This window comes from Paenibacillus luteus, assembly GCF_006542765.1.
In the GTDB taxonomy this organism is placed as follows: Bacteria; Bacillota; Bacilli; order Paenibacillales; family Paenibacillaceae; genus Pristimantibacillus; species Pristimantibacillus luteus.
Map to the genome: position 1 here is coordinate 35,456 of NZ_SKCD01000088.1, position 20,510 is coordinate 55,965.

The 20,510-nt window shown below is 42.4% G+C and carries 12 protein-coding genes and 1 pseudogene; 4 read left to right on the forward strand and 9 right to left on the reverse strand.

All coding sequences use genetic code 11. From position 1 onward, the window contains the following. Positions 1 to 76: 76 nt before the first annotated feature. From E0496_RS33540 to E0496_RS33550, 3 genes are all read right to left on the reverse strand, one after another. Positions 77 to 2,338: a beta-glucosidase gene (locus E0496_RS33540; RefSeq protein ID WP_141506264.1), complete on the reverse strand. Its 2,262-nt coding sequence runs from the start codon at positions 2,336 to 2,338 to the stop codon at positions 77 to 79. A 19-nt stretch (positions 2,339 to 2,357) separates the two neighbouring features. Then, positions 2,358 to 3,596, reverse strand: coding sequence for a PTS sugar transporter subunit IIC (locus E0496_RS33545; protein ID WP_141506265.1), 1,239 nt, complete (start codon positions 3,594 to 3,596; stop codon positions 2,358 to 2,360). 216 nt (positions 3,597 to 3,812) lie between these two features. Then, positions 3,813 to 6,308 (reverse strand): GH39 family glycosyl hydrolase, encoded by a 2,496-nt coding sequence (locus E0496_RS33550; RefSeq protein ID WP_141506266.1) that lies wholly within the window; start codon positions 6,306 to 6,308, stop codon positions 3,813 to 3,815. A gap of 204 nt (positions 6,309 to 6,512) precedes the next feature. Between E0496_RS33550 and E0496_RS33555 the strand changes: the two genes are divergently transcribed. Further along, positions 6,513 to 8,675, forward strand: coding sequence for an ATP-binding protein (locus E0496_RS33555; protein ID WP_141506267.1), 2,163 nt, complete (start codon positions 6,513 to 6,515; stop codon positions 8,673 to 8,675). After that, positions 8,672 to 9,403, forward strand: a complete 732-nt coding sequence (locus E0496_RS33560) for a response regulator transcription factor (RefSeq protein WP_141506268.1) — start codon at positions 8,672 to 8,674, stop codon at positions 9,401 to 9,403. Before E0496_RS33555 ends, E0496_RS33560 begins: the two co-directional genes overlap by 4 nt. 348 nt (positions 9,404 to 9,751) lie before the next feature. Here the strand turns inward: E0496_RS33560 and E0496_RS33565 are convergent, their stop codons facing one another. The 4 genes from E0496_RS33565 to E0496_RS33575 all read right to left on the reverse strand — a co-directional run bounded on the left by E0496_RS33565 (position 9,752) and on the right by E0496_RS33575 (position 12,240). Continuing rightward, positions 9,752 to 10,339, reverse strand: coding sequence for an ATPase (locus E0496_RS33565; protein WP_141506269.1), 588 nt, complete (start codon positions 10,337 to 10,339; stop codon positions 9,752 to 9,754). Further along, the gene (locus E0496_RS36025; protein ID WP_175598160.1) at positions 10,332 to 10,508 is read right to left on the reverse strand and encodes a hypothetical protein; all 177 of its coding nucleotides are present in this window, start codon (positions 10,506 to 10,508) and stop codon (positions 10,332 to 10,334) included. The genes E0496_RS33565 and E0496_RS36025 overlap by 8 nt, the downstream gene beginning before the upstream one ends. A gap of 231 nt (positions 10,509 to 10,739) precedes the next feature. Next, entirely contained in the window at positions 10,740 to 11,258 is a 519-nt protein-coding gene (locus E0496_RS33570; protein ID WP_141506270.1) for an HNH endonuclease, read from the reverse strand. Positions 11,259 to 11,346: 88 nt separating this feature from the next. Continuing rightward, entirely contained in the window at positions 11,347 to 12,240 is an 894-nt protein-coding gene (locus E0496_RS33575; protein ID WP_141506271.1) for a hypothetical protein, read from the reverse strand. Between the two features lie 2,012 nt (positions 12,241 to 14,252). Here E0496_RS33575 and E0496_RS33580 point away from each other — a divergent pair. Then, positions 14,253 to 15,759, forward strand: a pseudogene (locus E0496_RS33580) (IS3 family transposase). 719 nt (positions 15,760 to 16,478) lie between these two features. Next, entirely contained in the window at positions 16,479 to 19,910 is a 3,432-nt protein-coding gene (locus E0496_RS33590; protein WP_141506273.1) for an nSTAND3 domain-containing NTPase, read from the forward strand. 89 nt (positions 19,911 to 19,999) lie between these two features. Here the strand turns inward: E0496_RS33590 and E0496_RS33595 are convergent, their stop codons facing one another. Next, positions 20,000 to 20,296, reverse strand: coding sequence for a hypothetical protein (locus E0496_RS33595; RefSeq protein WP_338325893.1), 297 nt, complete (start codon positions 20,294 to 20,296; stop codon positions 20,000 to 20,002). Then, positions 20,289 to 20,465: a hypothetical protein gene (locus E0496_RS36030; protein ID WP_175598161.1), complete on the reverse strand. Its 177-nt coding sequence runs from the start codon at positions 20,463 to 20,465 to the stop codon at positions 20,289 to 20,291. Before E0496_RS36030 ends, E0496_RS33595 begins: the two co-directional genes overlap by 8 nt. Between the last annotated feature and the right edge of the window lie 45 nt (positions 20,466 to 20,510).

Genomic DNA, 20,510 nt, shown 5'->3' on the forward strand with positions numbered 1-20,510 from the left:
TTCTCTTAGAGGTGCTCCAATTATGACTTAAACGATGAGGCCTGTTCCAGGTTTAAATTTATAAATTACCATATTTCTATTTCCGTTCGAATTCCGCAATCATCTCTTCGATCACGTCCTCCGGCGAGCGATCAACAAGCCAGGTCTGACCGAACATCTGAATGACCTTGATAACCGGAAAATCACTCCAGAAGCCGATAAACACATCGTCCAGCACCACTTGTTCGGTAACATGCTTGTTCATTTCCGTAAGACATTTCTCGAAGATGGCTCTCGCCCTCGGTTCACTAATCCAATCATTTACAAGACTGAATTTGTGGAAGGAGACAGGCTCCTGACCGAAGTCGCAATAGACACGCTCACGTAGACGGATGTCCCGGGAAGAGCTGCCAGCAGCAATCTGGAAGTAGCCGGTCTCTGCCACCCATTTGTTGTACTTGGTGTTATAGTAAGCAAAATCGCGTTCCTCCAGCATCAATGTAACCTGCTGCTTCTCGCCAGGCGCGAGCGCAACCTTCGTAAATGCCTTTAGTTCCTTCTGCGGACGAATCCACTTGCATTCCTCATCATGGACATAGAGCTGAACGACCTCTTTACCGGACATTGTTCCAGTATTCTCTATCGTCAAAGTCACCTTCATTTTACCCTCTTGCTGAATAGCCAATAGGTCGGAATAGGCAAATGACGTGTATGACAATCCATGTCCGAACGGGAATTGAGGAGCTAACTCCTTACGGTCATAGTAACGATAACCGATAAAGAGCCCCTCACGATAATAGAGCTTGCCGTTCTCGCCGCGAATCCGCATATGCGACGGGTTGTCGGACAGCTTAACAGGGAAGGTCTCCGACAATTTGCCAGACGGATTGACGCGTCCGAACAGAATATCGGCAATTGCCCGTCCGCTGCCTTGACCCGTAAGCCAAGAATGCAGGACTCCTGGTACGTATTGAACCCATGGATGCATGGCAAGTGCCGATCCGCTGCTGGTCACGACAATGCAATGCGGTTGTACTTCTGTCACCGCCTTGATCAGCTTCTGCTGATGCAGAGGCAGCCCGATCGTGTCCAAATCATGCATTTCCGATTCAACATACTCCGGTTGTCCGACGAACAGCACAACCACGTCTGCGGATGCCGCAAGTGCCACGCTCTCTTGGATCATACGTTCATCGACGCGGTCATCCTCAGGATAACCTTCGGCGTAGACCATGTTCACCTTATCGCTTACTATGCTCTTCATTTCATCCCACGCAATATCTACGCGGGTCGGCGTCACATTCGCGCTGCCGGCTCCCTGAATCCTCGGCTGTTTGGCGAATTTACCGATCACGGCCACTTTAGAGATTTTATCAGGATCAAGCGGCAGAATACGATTGTCGTTCTTCAATAAGACGATGCTCTCGGCCGCAGCTTTACGTGCTAATTCATGATAGTCAATGCTCGGAGCTGCAGCTTTTACCTGCTGTTCCGTAGTTTTACGAACGAGCTCAAGAATGCGGGCAGCGGCTTTATCCACGACTGATTCATCCAATTTGCCTTCATTAACAGCTTCGGTAATCGCCTTGGTATTATAGTAAGCAGGTCCCGGCATTTCCAGATCAAGCCCTGCTGCCAAGCCGCGAATCCGGTCATTGACGGCTGTCCAATCAGAGATGACTACCCCTTCATAGCCCCATTCCTCACGCAAAATATCGTTTAACAGATGCTCGTTCTCGCTCGTATAGGACCCATTCAGCAGGTTATAGGAGCACATAATGGTCCATGGATTGGCTTTTTTCACGATACGCTCGAAGGCACTCAGATAAATCTCGCGCAATGTCCGCTCATCAATCTCGGAGCTCGTTACGATCTTCTCGAATTCCTGATTGTTGCCTGCAAAATGCTTCACTGAAGCGCCGACGCCTTGGCTTTGCAATCCGTTCACGAAGGCAGCTCCGAGCTCACCCGTCAGGAACGGGTCCTCGGAATAATATTCGAAATTCCGGCCGCCAAGCGGGGTTCGCTTCATATTGATTCCTGGGCCTAAGAGCAGCTCGACGCCCATTTCACGTCCTTCGACGCCAAGCGCAATGCCAAGTTCATGAAGCAGCTCCGTATTCCAAGACGAGCCAATCGCCGAACCTGTTGGATAACAGGTTGCAGGAATATTTCCGCCTGTAACTCCCATTTCTTCGTTGCTGTTCGTCTTACGGATTCCGTTCGTTCCATCGTACATATGAATGGCTGGAATTCCGTGATGCTCGAAGCCCTTGGTCATCCACATATTAAGCCCGGCGCATATTGCCGCTTTTTCTTCCAAGGTCATAGATGCAAGCAGTTCTTGTGTTGTTTTCATCGTTATCTCTCCAGTCCTGTTATTTATTATCAGCAAGCTTCTCTTTTCTAAGCTCTTGCTTGTCGTATACTTTGAAGAATGGGAACCAGACAACGAACATCTGAAGCAATACAACCAGCAGGAGCAGAAGGCCTTTGAATCCGGTTAAGATGTACGTTGAGATTCCGATCGGAGTGTACCAGAGCTGGAATACTTTACTTGGAATATCCACAAGCCCTAGATCAAGCACAATGTAGACAATAATTGGCGTAACAATGCCATTGATCCACATCGGGATCATCAAAATCGGGTTAAAAGCGACCGGAGCTCCATAAATAACCGGTTCATTGATATTAAACAATGAGGGTATGATTGTTGCTTTCCCGATCGATTTCAGTTTTTTCGATTTGGCTAACAAAAACCACACGACTAGCGGCAGGGTAGCCCCAAGCCCGCCGACCCCTACCCAACCGGAGAAGAAGGTCTCGAACGTGTTGATATTGACTGGATCGAGGCCTTGAGCGACGAGTGAAGCATTCTGTTCAATCCCCGGAATCCAAATCGAGTAGAAGATCGGAGTCATGACCCACGGGCTGACACCGAAAGAATAGAGCAGAACCCCAATGAAGTTAAACAAAACGAAACCCGCAAGTGTCTGGCTGATCTGCTGCAGCGGCTTGAAAATGTCTACGATTAGAGCGAACATGTCAAAATGCAGTTGGTAGGTCAGAATCCAGCCAATCACTAGAATTAGAGCAATCGGAACAAGGAAATCGAACCAGTCTTTAATGAACTCAGGCAACGTCGTATTACTCTTGAAGAAAGAAAATCGGTTGAAAGCATTGATAATAACGGCTACAAATACACCGACCAAAAGCGCGGTAACCATTCCCGAAGGCCCGAATCGTTCAAGGACGAATTGAACCGTTCCGTCCTCATTGAAGATAGGCTTGAGCAGCATCATGAACAAAGATAAGCCTGTTGCGCCCGCAATGAGCTTGATCTTGTCGTTGCCCTTCTTCTGCAATACGATATACGGAGTCAAAAAAGATATAAAAATTCCCATCAACCCAAAGCTGAACGTCGTGATTGGCGACAAATCAGGCATACCCGGAATGTACTCATTCAGAATGGATACCAGCGTAATTAATGATCCAATAAAGATCATGGGCAATGTAACCATAATCGCTTCTTGAATAGAATCCACCCACACATTTTTCGTAAATGCTTCTAATCGTGGCGCGAACTTCTCTTCCATCCACTTCATTAAAGCTTGCATTAAGATCCCTCCTTTTTCATTCGGCTTAGTAACAACCGTTTACATGCTCATTATAAAAAAACTTGATAACGCTTTCTTGTTCTTCCTTGTCCTATGCAGGTACGTTTTTTGCTATGTTAGTTTGTCTTAATTACTGTCATGCTACAAACATCATCCTTCTATACAGCAAAAAACACCTCTTCAACAGAAGAGGCGTTCCTAAATATGAATGAACAGTCAATATTGGGGCTGTAAAGTAATCAGAAGTATGCCATGTGGGGGTACGCGATAGGTACGGTCTAAACCCTCCGCCGCAGACAGCCATTCGATTTGCATTTCCGGAGTGCTCCTGTGCCGTAAATATTGCATTTCTTCCTCCGTCGGATAAGTCGGTGCTCCTAAGCCAATCCATTCATCGAAAACCGATCCGTGCTCACGATCCAGCCGGTAGCTAGTCAGTTTATAGCCCTGTTCCCATTCATCTAGCTTAAGACGGTACAACCTGTCCCCTTTTTCCTCAAAAATAGTATACCGGCTTGTCTCCGTCAATCCCGACCAATCACCGCTGGCGAGAAGTTGATCGACGTGGGTGTAATTATACATCAGTATTTGTAGGCTTCCATTTCGATCGCGCGTCACAATATACCCGTCATCGTGGGACAGAATACGATCCCCCAGCTTGGCCAGCACCTCGAAAGCGTAATAACTTGGTTTCTTCAATCCGTTGCGGTTCATGAGACCGAAGCCGCCATAAAAAATGGAGGATGGCACTCGGCTTTCTTCAAATACATCGGTGAATGACCAGAAAGCAATGGACTCTAATCCACCTAACGTTTGCAGCGCATGATGAACGACGAATGTCCCCATGAACATCGTATCGTGAATTAAATTGCGATCATAGAGAGAGAAGTTCCATTCCGTCATATACAGTTCAAGCTCCGGCATGTCCGTGCCCGCGAGCTTCGATCTCAGACGCTTCACGCTATCCAAGTAGAAAGAAGGCGGCATGAGCGTGGTTAGTTTAACTTGCTCCTTCTTCTGGTTCGGGTATTCCGAGTAGACGTGGAACGAGAAGAAGTCAACCGGTGCTTGCCTGGCACTGCAATATGCAATGAATTCCTCGGCCCAATTATCGTTCCAAATCGAGCCGTAGCCCATGGCAGGACCGCCTACGCGGAGCCTGAGGGAAATCGACTTGATGACATCCGCCGTCTCCGCATAAAATTCGAAATATTCCTGCTTCGTTCCCGCCCAGCAGACCCCGGTGAGATCAGGCTCATTCCATACTTCGAAATACCACGTCGATACTTCCTCTGCACCATAGCGGTTCAAGCAGTGACGCACGAATTCCCGGACAAGCGCATTCCATTTGTTCTGGTCTTTCGGAGGGGCAATATGCCCTCTCCACCAAAAGATGGTTTCCTTCGAACGCGCCAGCGTCGAAGGCATGAAGCTTAGTGCAACGAACGGGCGAATACCTGCCTGAAGCAGGAAATCATATAGCTTGTCCACATATGTCCAGTTGTAGAGGGGCTCACCCTCCTCCGTCTCCGAATACACCATCATCTCATCATTAAAAATCCCGTGAAATCGAATATGCGAGAACCCGAGCTTACTCTGAAGCTCCAGGAATTGCGCCTGCCAATCCGCACGCAGTCCTTCAACGGCTCTTCCAGCCGTAGTCAGCCAGTTCCAGTGCTTCGCATACGATGTGCCCTCCGCCTTCTCATCGATATTGATTTCTACTTGATCATAAATAACGTTTGCCGTTGAAAATAAGTCAGTCGATTCCTCGGTTGGCTCCAAATACCGATAGAGCGATTCCATCGCTTGAATCGTATCGACCTCATAGTAATCGGCGCTTGGCGTTTCCTCATAGGTAAGCGGCTTACGGGCAGGGTCCACAGACTTTGCCTTCGTAACGGCTTCGCGGAAGGCTCCGGGTGTAGAGTCATATTTTTCTTTGAAATATTTATTAAACAGCTTGATGTTCGCAAAGCCGCAATCCAGAGCGATTTGAGTCACACTGTGATTGGTGTTCATCAATGCATCCGCCGCCTTCTCCAATCGGACGGAGGTCAAATATTTCTGGAACGGAATGCCGATTTTGGCACTGAAAAAATGAGAAAAATAATGCAGGCTCAAATGCTCCTGATCAGCGATCGACTGCAGCGTTATTTTCTGACTATAGTTACGGTCGATATATTGCAGTACGCGGTTCAGCCGCTGATAATCATAATCCTTGACATCCTTGCGGCTCTCCTCCGTCATCCACATGGAGAAGTAACGCATAAGGTGGCCCGCTAGCATATACAAAAGACCTATGGAATAATTCCGGCTGCCCTGTGTCTTCTTGCTCGCTTCCCAGGCCAGCTGTGCCAGATAGCGGCGGATCCGATCATAGGTATCCCGGTTCTCTGGTGTCTGATGCAATGAATTGCAGATCACGACCAAATTCTCTTCCAGCAGCTCCGGGTTAAATTGCAACGTCAGCAAAACATTGTCCTGATTCGTACGTTCAATCTGATGAATCGACATGCTATTCACAACGATGACATCGTCCTGATTCAGAGTCATATTCCGCTGGTCCATATGAATCGTAATCGCACCCTGCAGAACATAAATAATCTCAATTTCCTTATGCCAATGAAGAGGCACATACGCGACGCTATTCACGAACAGCCTGATCGGCAGATCCTCTTGGTACTTGATAAACTCGTACAGATAGCTCATCAGTAAGGGCTCCTTTTTACACTAGGGTGCCCTAAGCTTACTACAAAATATCGAAGAAACAATATAATCTCGGCTTGAAGTACAAATCGGGCATGAAGTAAAATGAGGATTTTATCACCGCTACTAACACATTTTCTTTTTATGATGCTATCATTAAGGTAATTAACTTATTTATTGCGCATCTTGTAGATTGGGGTCGACTTCATGATGAGGAATATTCTTCAATTCGGTTCTCGTACTACCTTGCTTTACATAGCTGTTCTCGTTGTTGTTGTTGGGTTGGTCGCAAGCTATGCCGTTGTATCAGGACCGCACTCCCCTCAGATTCAAAGCGAAGAAGGCGTGCTCGATTTAACGGAGGATCATATAAGTAAGAATCCTCTAAAGTTACAGGGGGAATGGGCGTTTTACTGGCAAGAGCTGCTATCGCCAGAAAATATACGGAGCCGCATGGAAAAAGTCGGACAGGCTGATCGATATATCAACATCCCTGGATCCTGGCTAGGCTACCCGTTAGATGGTCAGGAGCTGAAAGGAGAAGGCTTTGCCACATTTCGGCTGGTCATTGAGCTTAGCAGGCAGGATAGGAATGAGCGACTTGCTCTGCGGCTGCCCTCTATATTTCATTCGTATAAATTATGGGTGAATGGAGAACTGCTGGCAGAAGTAGGTGTGGTTGGTCCGGACAAGAGTAGCGTGAAACCGCAGCTGGCAACGAAGCTGGTGTTCTTCCAACCCGAAAATGACACGGTAGAGCTCGTTATGCAAGTAGCGAACTTTCATCATAAGCGAGGCGGCATCACCAAGTATATAGAGCTGGGTGGCAGCAACTTGTTAACGGTGAGGACAAATCTGAAGGTTGCCACAGATATGTTCATAACTGCAGGTCTGCTGGTGATTGGCTTGTATAATCTGCTGTTGTTCGTGCTGCGACGCAAGGACAAGGCGCCGTTGTACTTTGGTTTGTTCACCGTGTTGTTCGGCATCCGCTCCTTGCTGAACGGCGAGCTCATGATTACACAATTGCTTCCTCATTTTCCGTGGGAATTGCAGTTCAAGATCGAGTATTTGATTCTTTGCCTCAGTGGCTATATCATCACCATGTATTTTGAATGCATTTTTCCGAATTATGTGTCCTGGTGGTTTCGTCTTGGCACCCGTATCGCAACGGGCGCACTTTGTCTACTTGTTGTAATGACCCCTGCGCTTATCTATTCAAAAATGTTACTGGTGATTGGTGTAATTGTTGTTCTGCACATGGTGTATCTGATGGTTGGGCTTGCCCAAGCGGCCATGCGGCGTATAGAGGGAGCGCTGATCTTCCTGTTGGTGTCAGTGGTTACGCTTATTACGGTTATCAACGATTTTTTATATTACAATGAATGGTCGCTAATCGGAAATACAGCTCCGTTTGGGCTGTTGGTATTTACGATCGCACAGATGATTCTACTTTCTTCAAGATTTACGAGGACGGCAACGAACGAAGAAAGGATTGCACGTGAGCTGCAGGAAGCTAATAACAAACTGACTGAAATGAATACCAATTTGGAGCGGATTGTAATGGAGCGCACACATGCGTTATCCGCAGCTCATCAAGATCTCCGCACGTCGTATGAGCGGTTACTCCACTCAGAGCAAGGGAGGAAGAAACTGCTTGCCTACATTACGCATGATTTGCGCATGCCGCTGTCCAGCATGCTTGGGTATGTCGAGGCTGTGAAGGACATGGTTAAGCCGGAACGCAATGAACAGTACCTAAACTATATCCGGGATAACACGATAAGGATCAACCGTATGATCGAGGAGTTGTCCTACTTGTCGCATCTAGAGACGGGACAAGTAGCTTATCAAATGGAGTCGATACATCCCATTCATTTCTTGCGTGGTTTTTTTGAACAATATGAGCTGGTTGTGCGTGACGCAGGACTCCATTTCATATTGGATGTCGGAAATACGGAAGATCAAGGGCCTGACTTGCCTGTTGTTGAGATAGATGCGCAAAAATTGGAGCAGGCGTTGTTTAATCTAGTGTCGAACGCGATGAAGTTCACCTCTACTGGTGGGATGGTGCGTCTTGCACTAGCCATGGACAAAGCACAAGATACCCACTGTGCGATAATTAGCGTACAAGACTCTGGCACGGGAATTCCCCCAGAGCAGCTCGAGCAAATCTTCGATCGCAATTACAGATATAATCGATCGGGCATAGAAAATGAAATAGAGGGCAGCGGGCTCGGACTGGCGATTTGCAGGGAAATCGTGCAAGCTCATGGAGGGTCGGTTCGGGCGGAGAGCAATGGCAAGACGGGGGCGATATTCTATGTATCGCTGCCTTTGTATTCGAGAAGCAGGAAGGTGACAGCATGAAGGACACATACAAGATTATGATCGTCGATGATGATCCCCATATTTGTGAGATTGTTCAGGCGTATTGCGAACGGGAAGGCTTTATTTCCTCGTATAGCCACAGCGGGACAGAAGCCATGAAGCTGCTGGAGTCGTTTAATCCGGATTTGATTGTACTGGATGTACTGCTAGCTAATGAAAACGGCATTGACTGGTGCAGGAACGCACGTATCTTTACGAATGCGCCGATCGTGTTTCTGAGCAGTCGTGAGGAAGACGAGGTGAAAATCAGCGCATTATCCTATGGCGGCGACGATTATGTGACCAAGCCGTTCAGTCCGGGAGTACTCATGGCCAAACTCAAGGCTCACCTTCGCAGAGTGTCGACAAGCAGAAGGGAACAACTACTGGAGTTACCGGGTATGACGCTGGATTTCTACGCACAATCCGTCAACATAGATAGTCATACCATCTTTTTATCGAAAAAAGAATTTAGTCTACTGTCCTATTTGGCACAAAACGTTAATCGTGTCGTCACTGTCGATACGTTGTTCCATCTCGTCTGGGGAATGGAGAGTCTGGAGGATACGAGAACGGTCGCTGTACACATCAGTAATTTACGAAAAAAAATCGAGGCTGATCCTGTCAATCCGGAGAGAATCATTACGATTCGGGGGGCCGGATATAAGCTGGTTGCCAGCAAGCGCGAACATAGCGATAAGGTTGGTAGTGTAGACGACTGCCGCTAATACACTAACATTAATCATTTTCAAGAGAAAGCCACCAAAGCGAAGTGGGGAAAACGGTAAAAGCCTTGCGCCGCAAGGGATTTAGGCATTTTTGAAGCGTCGGAAAACGGTTCGCATCATATGGTGTAATACGAAAGACCACCTCCGTTTTACTTTGGAAGGTGGTCTTTTAGTGCCGATTTCACGCTATATCCCCTGTTTAAATCTCAGCTTATAAATAACAGAACACCAGGAAACTTCGCCGAATACTGATAACTATATACTTCTACATATCTCCACCACGCACTCCACATTTGTCGTCTGGGGAAAAGGAACATGTATCGCTCGCTGTATATCGTATGACTTCAATCACTTCAAATATCTTTTTTCAACTTGTTCTACCCAGCCTGGAATTGAATCTAAGCGATGTGTAATTGAGCCATGGCTTATCTGAAGCACGATATCACCTTTATCGCTGCTGTTATCAATGACAATTAGATGATCGATTAAATGAAGGTTATTAAGCAAATTCTGAATTGAAGTGTCGTGCCTTCTGATAATGTCCTCGGTCGAAATATGATGTCCGCCATTTTTAACTCGCGCTGCAACCCGTTCTATGTTTAAATGATAATCACCTAAACCTACATAAAACATTGTGGTCTCGAACTTGTTGGTCTTGGCGTCCCGCATAAGACGAATCGCGTTGCCTCCTGCCAATGTAGTTTCAACGGAAAAATCTCTCCCATGACGAATACAGTCTTTAGCTAATTTAATTGCCTCTTTACCTGCAGATACTTTTCGTCTCTCAGGGTGCAACGAATCAATCCCTCGTGCCAAGGCATCTGGATCGATGTTCACGCTGATTCCGAGTCTATCAACGATCAAGTTTCGAATCGTACTTTTACCGCTGCCATTATTACCAGCAAATACATACATAATCGGCGTCTGTTCATGCATGCGAAGCATCCGAATCTGCAACGGGGACAACGTCTCCATTGTTGTATTCTTTTACAATTTGGCCTTCAGCAGTTTTATATACAATGTACGTGTCATTTGCTTTTGCATCCAGCTTGGCGCGATCTCCTGTAAGCTTAATAAGTTTCTCCAGATCTTTAAATTTATCCATGGGCTTCACCTTCCCATAATCACAGTATCGATGTTGATTTAATTATAACACATCATACAGATACCTGCCTTGGCTTAATGAGAAAGCGCCCAACAATGAACTCTCCCTTTTACATTCTGATTTTCAACTTAAAACTCACTCGATGTATCCGCCCATTTCAAATCCAAAACAATTGAAACCTCAATTTTAGTGTTTAGCACCTTATTCCCATAGTCCCTTGTAATTGTTAGCTTAATAAGTTTCATCGTACTTTTTTAATGCGACTCTGAGTCCCCCCGCTAATGTTGCAGAATTCAAATAAGGATGTCCAAAATGAAATGTTGTTTTTTCCATCTGTTCTCCGATAATATCTTGAAACTTATTATCATCGGTTATCCTTCTTTCTGCAAACTCCTCTTCCAAAGATTTTCCGTATACAAATTCATATTCCTTCATCCCTTGTTTCACCCAAAATGTATCATAGAATGGTGTACCATATGCACGAAGCCAGTCCCACATAATATCCATATTTGCAATGTTGGGATTCTCCAAATGACATCTGTGACATAGTAAAACAAGATTAGAAGCCTTATCTTCACCACCCAAACAATTAGGAATAATATGACATCGTTCTAATGACTGTTTGTACCCACATCTCCAACATCTTTCATGCGCTTCGGATGCATCTACGCTTAACCCACACTCATCTACAATTGAAAACCAATAATCCACAATTGCCTGTTTTGAGGTTTTAATATTTTGAACTGTCACTTTTAATTCTCCTTCTCTGCCTAAATGTGTATCATATCTGTATGATTTCTATAGTTCATTTAATATAAAAAAACTAATTTATAAATATCTATATTTCAATGTTTTCTTTTAATCGGAAACACTCAATAAACAAGCTTAATAGTTCCTCTGAACTTTCTGTTAAGATCTTCTTACCACTTTCATCAAGCAAATGCCTTTTTGCATATTTGATACTTACTTCTAAACATGATGCTGCTATTTCTTTAATAGGAGCACATAAAGAAAGGAATATATCAAGAAAAACTAGTAATTCTCTCTGTCCCCAATCAGTATAAATATCATATTTGTCTGTTATTGTAATCCCATGTACCAAATTATTTCTCATTTCGAGGAATAAATCCATCGCCTTTTTTATATCATCCTCAATATCAAAAGCTTCTTGCATAGCCGAGAATAGTCCTCCTAATGTCTTCTTCTCCCAGCCTTTTAAAAAATCATTAACTGTTTCATATTTTTTCTGTTGCTTTTCTGATATAGCAAATATAAAAGATTTCGAAAATAAAAACTCAATTTCATGACATTGTGTCAATGCCCTTCCAATGGCAGTCTGGAGCTGATCAGAAATGTTGATTCTAGGCTCATTGTCATAATTATCATATTGAGGTAGTTGTCTATTCATTTCAGTCAGGGCCCTTGCACCAACACTATAGGTATACCACTCACCAGTAGCCCTTTTGGCATACACAACATCTCGCAAAAGCATTTGTTCTTCATCATCAATCGTTCGGAACTGTGCTCCCAAGTCTCTCAGCAGCCATTTACTGGCATACCAAGGCCATTGACGTAAGTCAGGCCTATTAGCTTGCTCTGGAGCATATTTCTTTGACCATTTTCTAAATTTCCGATTCGCCTTATCTTCAATCTTCATAACCATCTGATTCAACCCAGTATAGTTTCCATTTTGCCATAATCCCCTCCCCCCTTTTTTCTCATTTTCCTTCATAATATTGCTATTGAATAGGATGAAAGTATTACACGAAGCCAAGAAAGTTTACCAGTATAGAATATCAATAATAAAATCAAACTCGAGCTAACTTGTCGCATCCGCTTTGTGAGCCCTAAAAATGACTAAGCTTTCTCAGTCAAACAAGATAACTATGTCATTTCTCCTCTAACAAAAAAGTCGACTACTCCGAAAATTAAAATTTAATCGCTCTCAAATAAATAAGCGTATAAAACGGTTCTTCCCAAAAAGGGCTATGATTTTTCTACTTAAAACTTGACCACTCTAAATTTCCTATCCTTTGCATCCATTACGCGCTTTACAGCAGTGTATGATGAGGCTCTTTACTCAATCGGAATACTAGCTCCATTAAATTAAAATTCATTTTACAAATCCGCCCATTTAAATTTAAAGCAATAGAAACCTCAAAAAAGTGGCTTGCTTACTGGGCATTTCTGCAAAGGACTCTCGATTCCCGGCCTCCCAATTAAAATAAGTACTATAGTTAACATCAAGTTTCTCAGTTGCCTCTGATTTCATTTAGACGCATACCAATAATCATTCTTTGATCCACGAAATAAACGCTCCATCTATTCAATTTGAGAATAAAGTCTGTATATCAATTTTACTATTCATATCGAATTTTAAAACACTCAAAATAATCAAATATATAATAAAAATCCTAATCAATAAAAAATACAAGAGTTTTTCATTAATCATTGCACGATATAGATTCTAAAATTTTCAATAATATTTCGTTAATTAATTACAATTTCCTCGCCCCGATTATAACCATCAATAATAATCGAGGCCACATGTATTGATTAGCGATCTAAATTTCAATATTTCATCAAACCCAAGATTTCGTCTTATTATTGAATTGTATTAGTTCGATTAACGCTAAACTCAGTACATTCGCTAGTATAAACGGAAAGGTTAGTATTTGTGTAATTATAAGGAAAAACTCTCTAGGTTGAAAATCCAGTGTTTTCAAAACATCAATTGTTCTTGGAAGCAGCCGTGAAAAATCCTTCGTAGAATATGCATACAAAACAATTCCCATCCCCCTGCTACATAGATTGCACTTGTGATAGCAAGAGATACCTTAGCTCTATCCAAAAAGTAAGGTTCTTTTCTAAAGAAAAAACAAAGATCAAAGTTGTTAAAGGAATTGCAACAAAGACAACTAAAATGTTGTTAGCTATTTGTTTTGTTGCGGGAATTTGTAGGAATCGAACCTCCGACTTATTGCTGCCAGCGAAGCACTCTACCGTCGTGGTCGTTTCACAGCTCCAAATATGAATAGTACACGCTAAAAGCACCTGCAACTACGATTCGGCAGGTACTTAGACGAATTAACTTTGTACAGTTCATACATTGACAAATCTTACTGATGATATCAAAAGGGTAAGTGAGAGATACCAACTTACCACGGCAAATCACAATTGGAGATATTAAACAAAAGGGAGGCGCACGAACCTTATTAGTTCTGCTACCTCCCTATGCTCACACTCACATCGTATAACATTCTGCCAATCTACGGCACGTGTCTTTCCTTCATTCAAGCCTTACTCACTGTAATGAATTCAACATATCTACACACTCGACATCCAAATCCAAGTCCAGAACGACAGAAACCTTAATATTGTCTTTGATTTTCTTATTTCTGAAATCGCTGCCCACTGTCTTAAACGTCATAAATCGCGCAAAGTGTTGAAAACAAAAAATTTCTACGCATCTATTCGTTGCATTCCTACTACGGCCTCCACATGTGTTGTGTTGGGAATAGGAACATGAATCCTCTTACACGCTTATTCCGATTTTTTATAAATCTTCCATGCAAGAAATGTCATATTTTGATATAATGCTGATGTACAACAGACTTGGGTGGCCCCTGTGTCAGACTAGTTGTCGTACCCCTCTCTTGAAAGTATAGTGAATAGAAAGAGAGACTAAGGTGGATGACAATGACTAAACCGAGTAAATAGATGAAGCTTAAGATACTGCAATGAATGATGCCTCCGAACAATGAGTCTGTAAGTCAGATCGCAAGGGATAGTGGATTATCCGAAGGAACACTGTATAAGTGGAAGAAGTTAGCTCGGGCACAAGGGTTTGCAATGCCTGCTGGGGAATTGGCAACTGAGAAATGGAGTACACGAGATAAGTTCTCTATCGTTGTGGAGACCATGACGTTAAGCCAGATCGAGTTAGCGGAATACTGCCGTTCGAGAGGATTGTATGTCGAGCAAGTTGAAGCTTGGCGAGATGCATGTATGCAAGCCAATGGCGGTGTTGCTGAGCAAGCTACAAAGCTACAAAAAGAACTTCGCGTCAAAGAACAAGAAGTGAAAGTACTCTCTCGTGAGCTGCAACGGAAGGAATCTGCCTTAGCGGAAACAGCTGCCTTGCTCGTGTTGCGAAAAAAGGCCCAAGCGATCTGGGGGGACCAAGAGGACGAATGATCAGTGCCTCAGATCGTCAATTAGCCGTATCACTGATTCAGGAAGCCGTAGAAGCTGGTGCAAGGGAATTCTTAGCGTGCAAAGCGCTTAAACTTACACAAAGGACTTTACAACGTTGGCGAAATCAAGACTTATGTGAGGATCAGCGAGCTCATGCAAAACGACAGTCACCAGCCAACAAGCTTAGCGATTCCGAGCAACAACAAATCATTACCCTCATCCATCAACCTGAGTTTAGGAGCTTACCGCCTAGTCAGATTGTGCCTAGACTGGCAGATCAGGCACGTATATTGGATCAGAATCTACCTTCTATCGCGTCATGCACCAAAACAAGTTACAGCATCATCGCGGGAAAAGTGCAAAACCAACATCTAAACCACCGACGAGCCATTGTGCAACAGGGCCAAATCAAGTCTGGATGTGGGATATTACCTGGCTCGCAGGCCCTGTGAAAGGCTTCTATTTCTATCTCTATCTTGTCATCGATTTATTTAGTAGAAAAATCGTGGGCTGGGAAATTTGGGAGGAAGAATCCGCAGAGCATGCAAGCCAATTAATCCATAGAACCGTACTAAGTGAGCAATGTCTGATCCGCAAGAGTCCGCTCGTGTTACATTCAGACAATGGCAGTCCCATGAAGGGCTCAAGTCTGCTAGAGACGCTGTATAGTCTTGGCATTACACCGTCGAGAAGCAGACCACGAGTCAGTAATGACAACCCCTATGCGGAATCCATATTCCGAACGTGTAAGTATCGTCCTGAATACCCCACAAACGGCTTTGAGAACATACATAAAGCTCGTGAATGGGTGCTGCGTTTTGTACATTGGTACAATGCAGAGCATTGTCACAGTGGGCTTAATTTTCTGACGCCTAACCAAAGACACCAAGGACTAGCGAAACAGATATTCGAGAAACGACAACAGGTCTATGAAGCAGCAAAAGCCTTACATCCAACACGTTGGTCAGGAAGTACCCGCAACTGGAGTTTAGAAGAAAAAGTGTGGCTAAACCCCGAAAAAGTGAAACCTATTCAAGCTGGGCAAATGCTATAAATTAATCGCTACTTTTTTCAAGAGATCACGACAACTACCTTGACAAACACCGGGTGGGGAAGTATCGCCTCCAGAGCGGAGGTGATGCTCATGACATTTTCGTTGACTGAAGTGATTATGCTCGGCATGTTCTTGCTGGCTTTGCTCACTTTCATGAATAAACGAAAATAACCCGCCAAGGTTCGCGCCAAGGGTAACGGGTTATTTTCTCTGAACACTTTTGGAGGCTTCCCACCCAAAATGTTGTGCAGGGAGTCGGATGGCCGTCCGGCTCCTTATTTCTATTCTAATCATATCATGGGTGTTTCATTCATGCAATTTACTCGCTAATACATCTGGTAAGCAATTGAAGTCCTCTCTAGCGTATCGTTGTCTGGAAGCATCATTTCAGCCGACAAAGCCTACGGAACATTCGAACGTATATTGAGGCCCACAACGCAACATTCTGCATCCCGCCCAAGTCCAATACGACAGCTCCTTAGGCATGTGATTTTTACCATTATAAAGAACGCCATGTTGTGGAATGTTTTTTCAACAAACTCAAACAATTCTGTGAGCTCGCAACACGCTATAACAAGCTTTCCCGAAACCTTTTGAGCTTTGCTTTTTTAGCTTCTATGATGATTTTGTTGAAATACCTCCTTCAAAATGAGTTTTCGGAAACTCCCTAATAATTTTAAACTATTTTGAAAAGAATCATTTCAGCCAGGAGGGATTCTATGTCAAATTATGATTTTCACTCGCTACTAGAGCCACTTGAATTTGAAAAATTAGTATGTGATATTATCCAAAAAAGAGATTGTATTGTATTAAAGATGTATAAAGAAGGACGCGACATGGGAATTGATGGCCTATATATAGATGGTAATTTTAAAACCATTGTTCAAGCTAAACGCTATCAACCTGACTTCAAAAAACTGTATCGTGACTTAGAGCACTTTGAGCTACCCAAAGTACGCAAATTAAAACCTAATCGATACATCTTAGGTATCTCAATGGAACTTTCTCCAAACGAGGAAAACAACATCATTCAATTGTTCGAAGGGTTTATTCTCAATAATCATGATATTTTGCATAGCAAAGATATGAATAGTTTTCTCGAAGATCCACTATACAAACAAATATTACTTAGGTATCCAAAGCTGTGGCTTCCGAATACCAATGTAATGGAAAAGATATTAGTCGAATCTGTATACCGCGCTGCCTATAGAGAATCTGCCGAAGAACTAAAAGAAGCTATTAGGGTTGCTAAAACTTTTGTTCCTACGCAGATTTATCATGAGGCTTTACGTAAGTGTTCTCATAACCATGTAATTGTTCTTTCGGGCGAACCTGGAGTAGGAAAAACCACAATGGCCTACATTTTAGCATTGGCATATCTTCAACCAAACAATTTAGATGGTTTCATATGGGCAAATTCCATTAATGATGTGTATGCAATGTTAGAAGATGAAAAGCAACAAGTTATTATTTTGGATGATTTTTGGGGGAGTATCTTTCTAGGAGAGCATACACGCAGAAATGATGAAAACCGTCTAGATAAACTCATTAAACGTATAGTAGAGTTTCACGGAAAGAAACGCTTAATTTTGACAACTCGTGAGTACATTTTACAGCAAGGTTTACAAAAACATCCCTTATTAAGAAACACTCTGGACCAATATGCACTAATATGTACACTTGAGGAGTACGGGGACGATGAAAAGGCTAGTATTCTGTACAGCCATCTCTACGTGTCAAATCTTGAATATGAGTATGTTAACTATTTATTTATGAAAACTGACAGGATTATACACCATCAAAATTACAATCCAAGAGTACTCGCACTATTTTTGAATAATAAATACAATCAAGATTGTTCACCTGAAGAATATTACGAATTGTTGTGTAACTATTTCGATAATCCAGAAGAATTTTGGGAATCTATTTTTATGGATCTGTCCACTGAATCACAAATTGTTTCCTTACTTTTGCTGATTTCATCAACTCCCATGCATTTCGAGAGTATAAAGCGTTGTTACGAACAATACATCGTAATCTCAAGTACCTACATGAATGTTAAGAACATAGACGAATGTATTGCAGAACTTGAAAAAACAATGATCAAGACCTTTTACAGCGAGGAATATGAAGCAGTGCTATTAAAATTCAATATGCCTGCTATACAGGATTTTTTATATGGATACTTACAGAAACATTGCGAGAGCTTGGTTCCGAAAATCTTAGAATGCTGTGTTTATTACAATCAACTCCTATTTCTATTAGAACATCTCTCTGATTCTTGCAGCGATAGGATTATGGAGCTTATCGTTCAACATTGTATTGCACACTATGACGAATATAGTGACAGTATTTTAGAATACGATGGAAGCTGGAACTGGGAGATTGATCTTTTTGAAGAGACTAATGGACAATTAGATAGGTTTTTTAATTTACTACGGTGCTGTCAGCAAAAAGAGCATCTTTCACTGTACCGTTTCTTAGAAACTGAAATTAATGATTATTGCTTAACCATGGGCAATGGCGACTTAGAAGCCCAATATAAGGACATGCATAATTTGCCCGATATTATTGCTAGTTGCATAAAATTAGGGATGAATTTCGAAGGGAAAACTATCATTAGTAATTATTACAAAAACGCCTTCAGTATTTATCACTACAAAGCAATGCGTGATTTTCAGGATGTATTTCCAGAAGAATATTCTTTATTTTATGAAAGTCATTTTAAAATGATACAGAGCAACTTGAGGAATACCATTCTTTTGGAGATTGATTTTCTCGAAGAGTTCGGAATGTTCTTCGAACTAGATGTACTTGTCGATAGTATTCCAAGTCTTATGAAACAATTTGGCTTACGGTATACCAAAGAGTTCGGAGAGCAAATATATGACTTATGTGGCAGAAAACCCATCTTGATTCCTAACAAAAAAGTAAAAACAAATAATCCATCAGAAAGCGATATCGATTTGAAACATCACACTCTGAAAAACGTTAAGGAAGACGCTAAAAATTGGTTGTTAGGACCTTCTGAAACATACTTAGATGATGATCAAATTGATGAATTTATTACAAATAGTGATCTTAATTCTGCTATTAAAGCAGAATTAAAAACAATACTGGAAACTTCCACACCATGGTATATCTATGATCTTTTACAAACAAAAGAAGCTATTGATCTTCTTATCGCAGTATTATGTGTCCCTAATCCACATATCCCCGAGGGAGAAGTCAATCTTCTAAGCTCAATCGTGTTGCATTTCTCTCAAGGAGATCAAATATTGCTGTACAAGCTTATAAGCTTTTGCGCAGAATGCTTGTCTTTGTTTATTTGTCGGGACGAGCCAATATTACGTGCCAACCAATTCTTTACAAGTGACGTTTACGCAACGTATTTAGAACATAATACGCAATTACGCAACGTTGTATTTGAATATTTAATTATTAAAGATGAGCAATGGATACGGTTTCTCCACATACCACTCTTCATCCTCTGTAATGCGTGTATTATTTGTTTTGGTAGCGATGATGAGGAATTAGAAACATACTATTCGGATATATTTGGGGATAACCTCATTAAATTAAAACAAGTAATTCCGTATGGATCCAATAAACAAATCAATATTTTATATGCTGACTACTTTCAATACCATTTTAAGAACTATGAGTGGGAAGGTTATATGTACAGAATGTTTGAAAAATTAAAACCCTACCACTTTAACCAGACCCTTGTTGCCCCAATGATTAAAAACTACCTCGATAGGTTGGGGAACGGCGATGAATCTAGTAAAGTTTTAAATATCGTATCTTTTAGCAAATTACAGTTTGAATACAACACATCAGCAACTCGACTTTATTTCTGTAGCGAACTTAATGATGAGCTATGTATGATTGAGCATCTCGGGATATCGGATCTTTGGGATAGTGATTTCCCACCTCAAATAACAAAAAAATTATTAAAAAAGTTACAAAAAAACGAATTAGCACACCAATCTGGGGATAGATGGAGCGTCTTGGTATATAAAATAAAGGATGTTGAACTGCTAAAAGAATTTGGAGTGTATGACGCAGCATTAAAAATCCTGCAGGAAATTGAAAACAAATACTCCAGCTTTCAAACTGTGAATACTCAGCATAGTAACCCTAATAACTAGCAGAGGCTGTTACCTCGTTCCCCCTAGCTGCGGCTACACTGCTCGGCATTAACATGTGGCTATTAGTCCTACTAAGAATCTGAACTTTGTCAAGCGGGATGCCTATCATGTCTCCTGATTATCACCCCAGTCGGAATATGATACCCGCCATTTCTAACTCGCGCTGCAATTCGTCCTATGTTTAAATGATAATCACCCAAACCTACATTAAACATCGTAAGCTCAAACCGGCTTTCAGGATGCAAAGAATCAACCCCTCGTACCAAAGCATCTGGATCAATGTTCATACTAATACCGAGTTGATCAACAATGAGGTTTCGAATGGTTCTTTTACCGCTACCATTATTACCAGCAAATACATACATGATCGGCGTCCATTCATACATGCGAGGCATCCGAATCTGCAACGGGGACAATGTCTCCCTTGTTGTATTCTTTTACAATTTGACCTTCCGCAGTTTTATGTACAATGTACGTGTCGTTAGCTTTTGCATCCAGTTTGGCGCGATCTCCTGTGAGCTTAATCCATTTTTCTAAATCTTCGAATTTATCCATGGGCTTCACCTTCCCATCATCAGCAACAGTATTGGATTCAATTAT

Bases quoted from the DNA above. Each gene is read 5' to 3' on its own strand.
- E0496_RS33540 (WP_141506264.1), bottom strand. From the start codon at position 2,338: ATGAAAACAACACAAGAACTGCTTGCATCTATGACCTTGGAAGAAAAA.
- E0496_RS33575 (WP_141506271.1), bottom strand. From the start codon at position 12,240: ATGAAGGAAAATGAGAAAAAAGGGGGGAGGGGATTATGGCAAAATGGA.
- E0496_RS33595 (WP_338325893.1), bottom strand. From the start codon at position 20,296: ATGTATGAATGGACGCCGATCATGTATGTATTTGCTGGTAATAATGGT.
- E0496_RS33555 (WP_141506267.1), top strand. From the start codon at position 6,513: ATGATGAGGAATATTCTTCAATTCGGTTCTCGTACTACCTTGCTTTAC.
- E0496_RS33545 (WP_141506265.1), bottom strand. From the start codon at position 3,596: ATGCAAGCTTTAATGAAGTGGATGGAAGAGAAGTTCGCGCCACGATTA.
- E0496_RS33565 (WP_141506269.1), bottom strand. From the start codon at position 10,339: ATGCATGAACAGACGCCGATTATGTATGTATTTGCTGGTAATAATGGC.
- E0496_RS33590 (WP_141506273.1), top strand. From the start codon at position 16,479: ATGTCAAATTATGATTTTCACTCGCTACTAGAGCCACTTGAATTTGAA.
- E0496_RS33550 (WP_141506266.1), bottom strand. From the start codon at position 6,308: ATGAGCTATCTGTACGAGTTTATCAAGTACCAAGAGGATCTGCCGATC.
- E0496_RS33560 (WP_141506268.1), top strand. From the start codon at position 8,672: ATGAAGGACACATACAAGATTATGATCGTCGATGATGATCCCCATATT.
- E0496_RS36030 (WP_175598161.1), bottom strand. From the start codon at position 20,465: ATGGATAAATTCGAAGATTTAGAAAAATGGATTAAGCTCACAGGAGAT.
- E0496_RS36025 (WP_175598160.1), bottom strand. From the start codon at position 10,508: ATGGATAAATTTAAAGATCTGGAGAAACTTATTAAGCTTACAGGAGAT.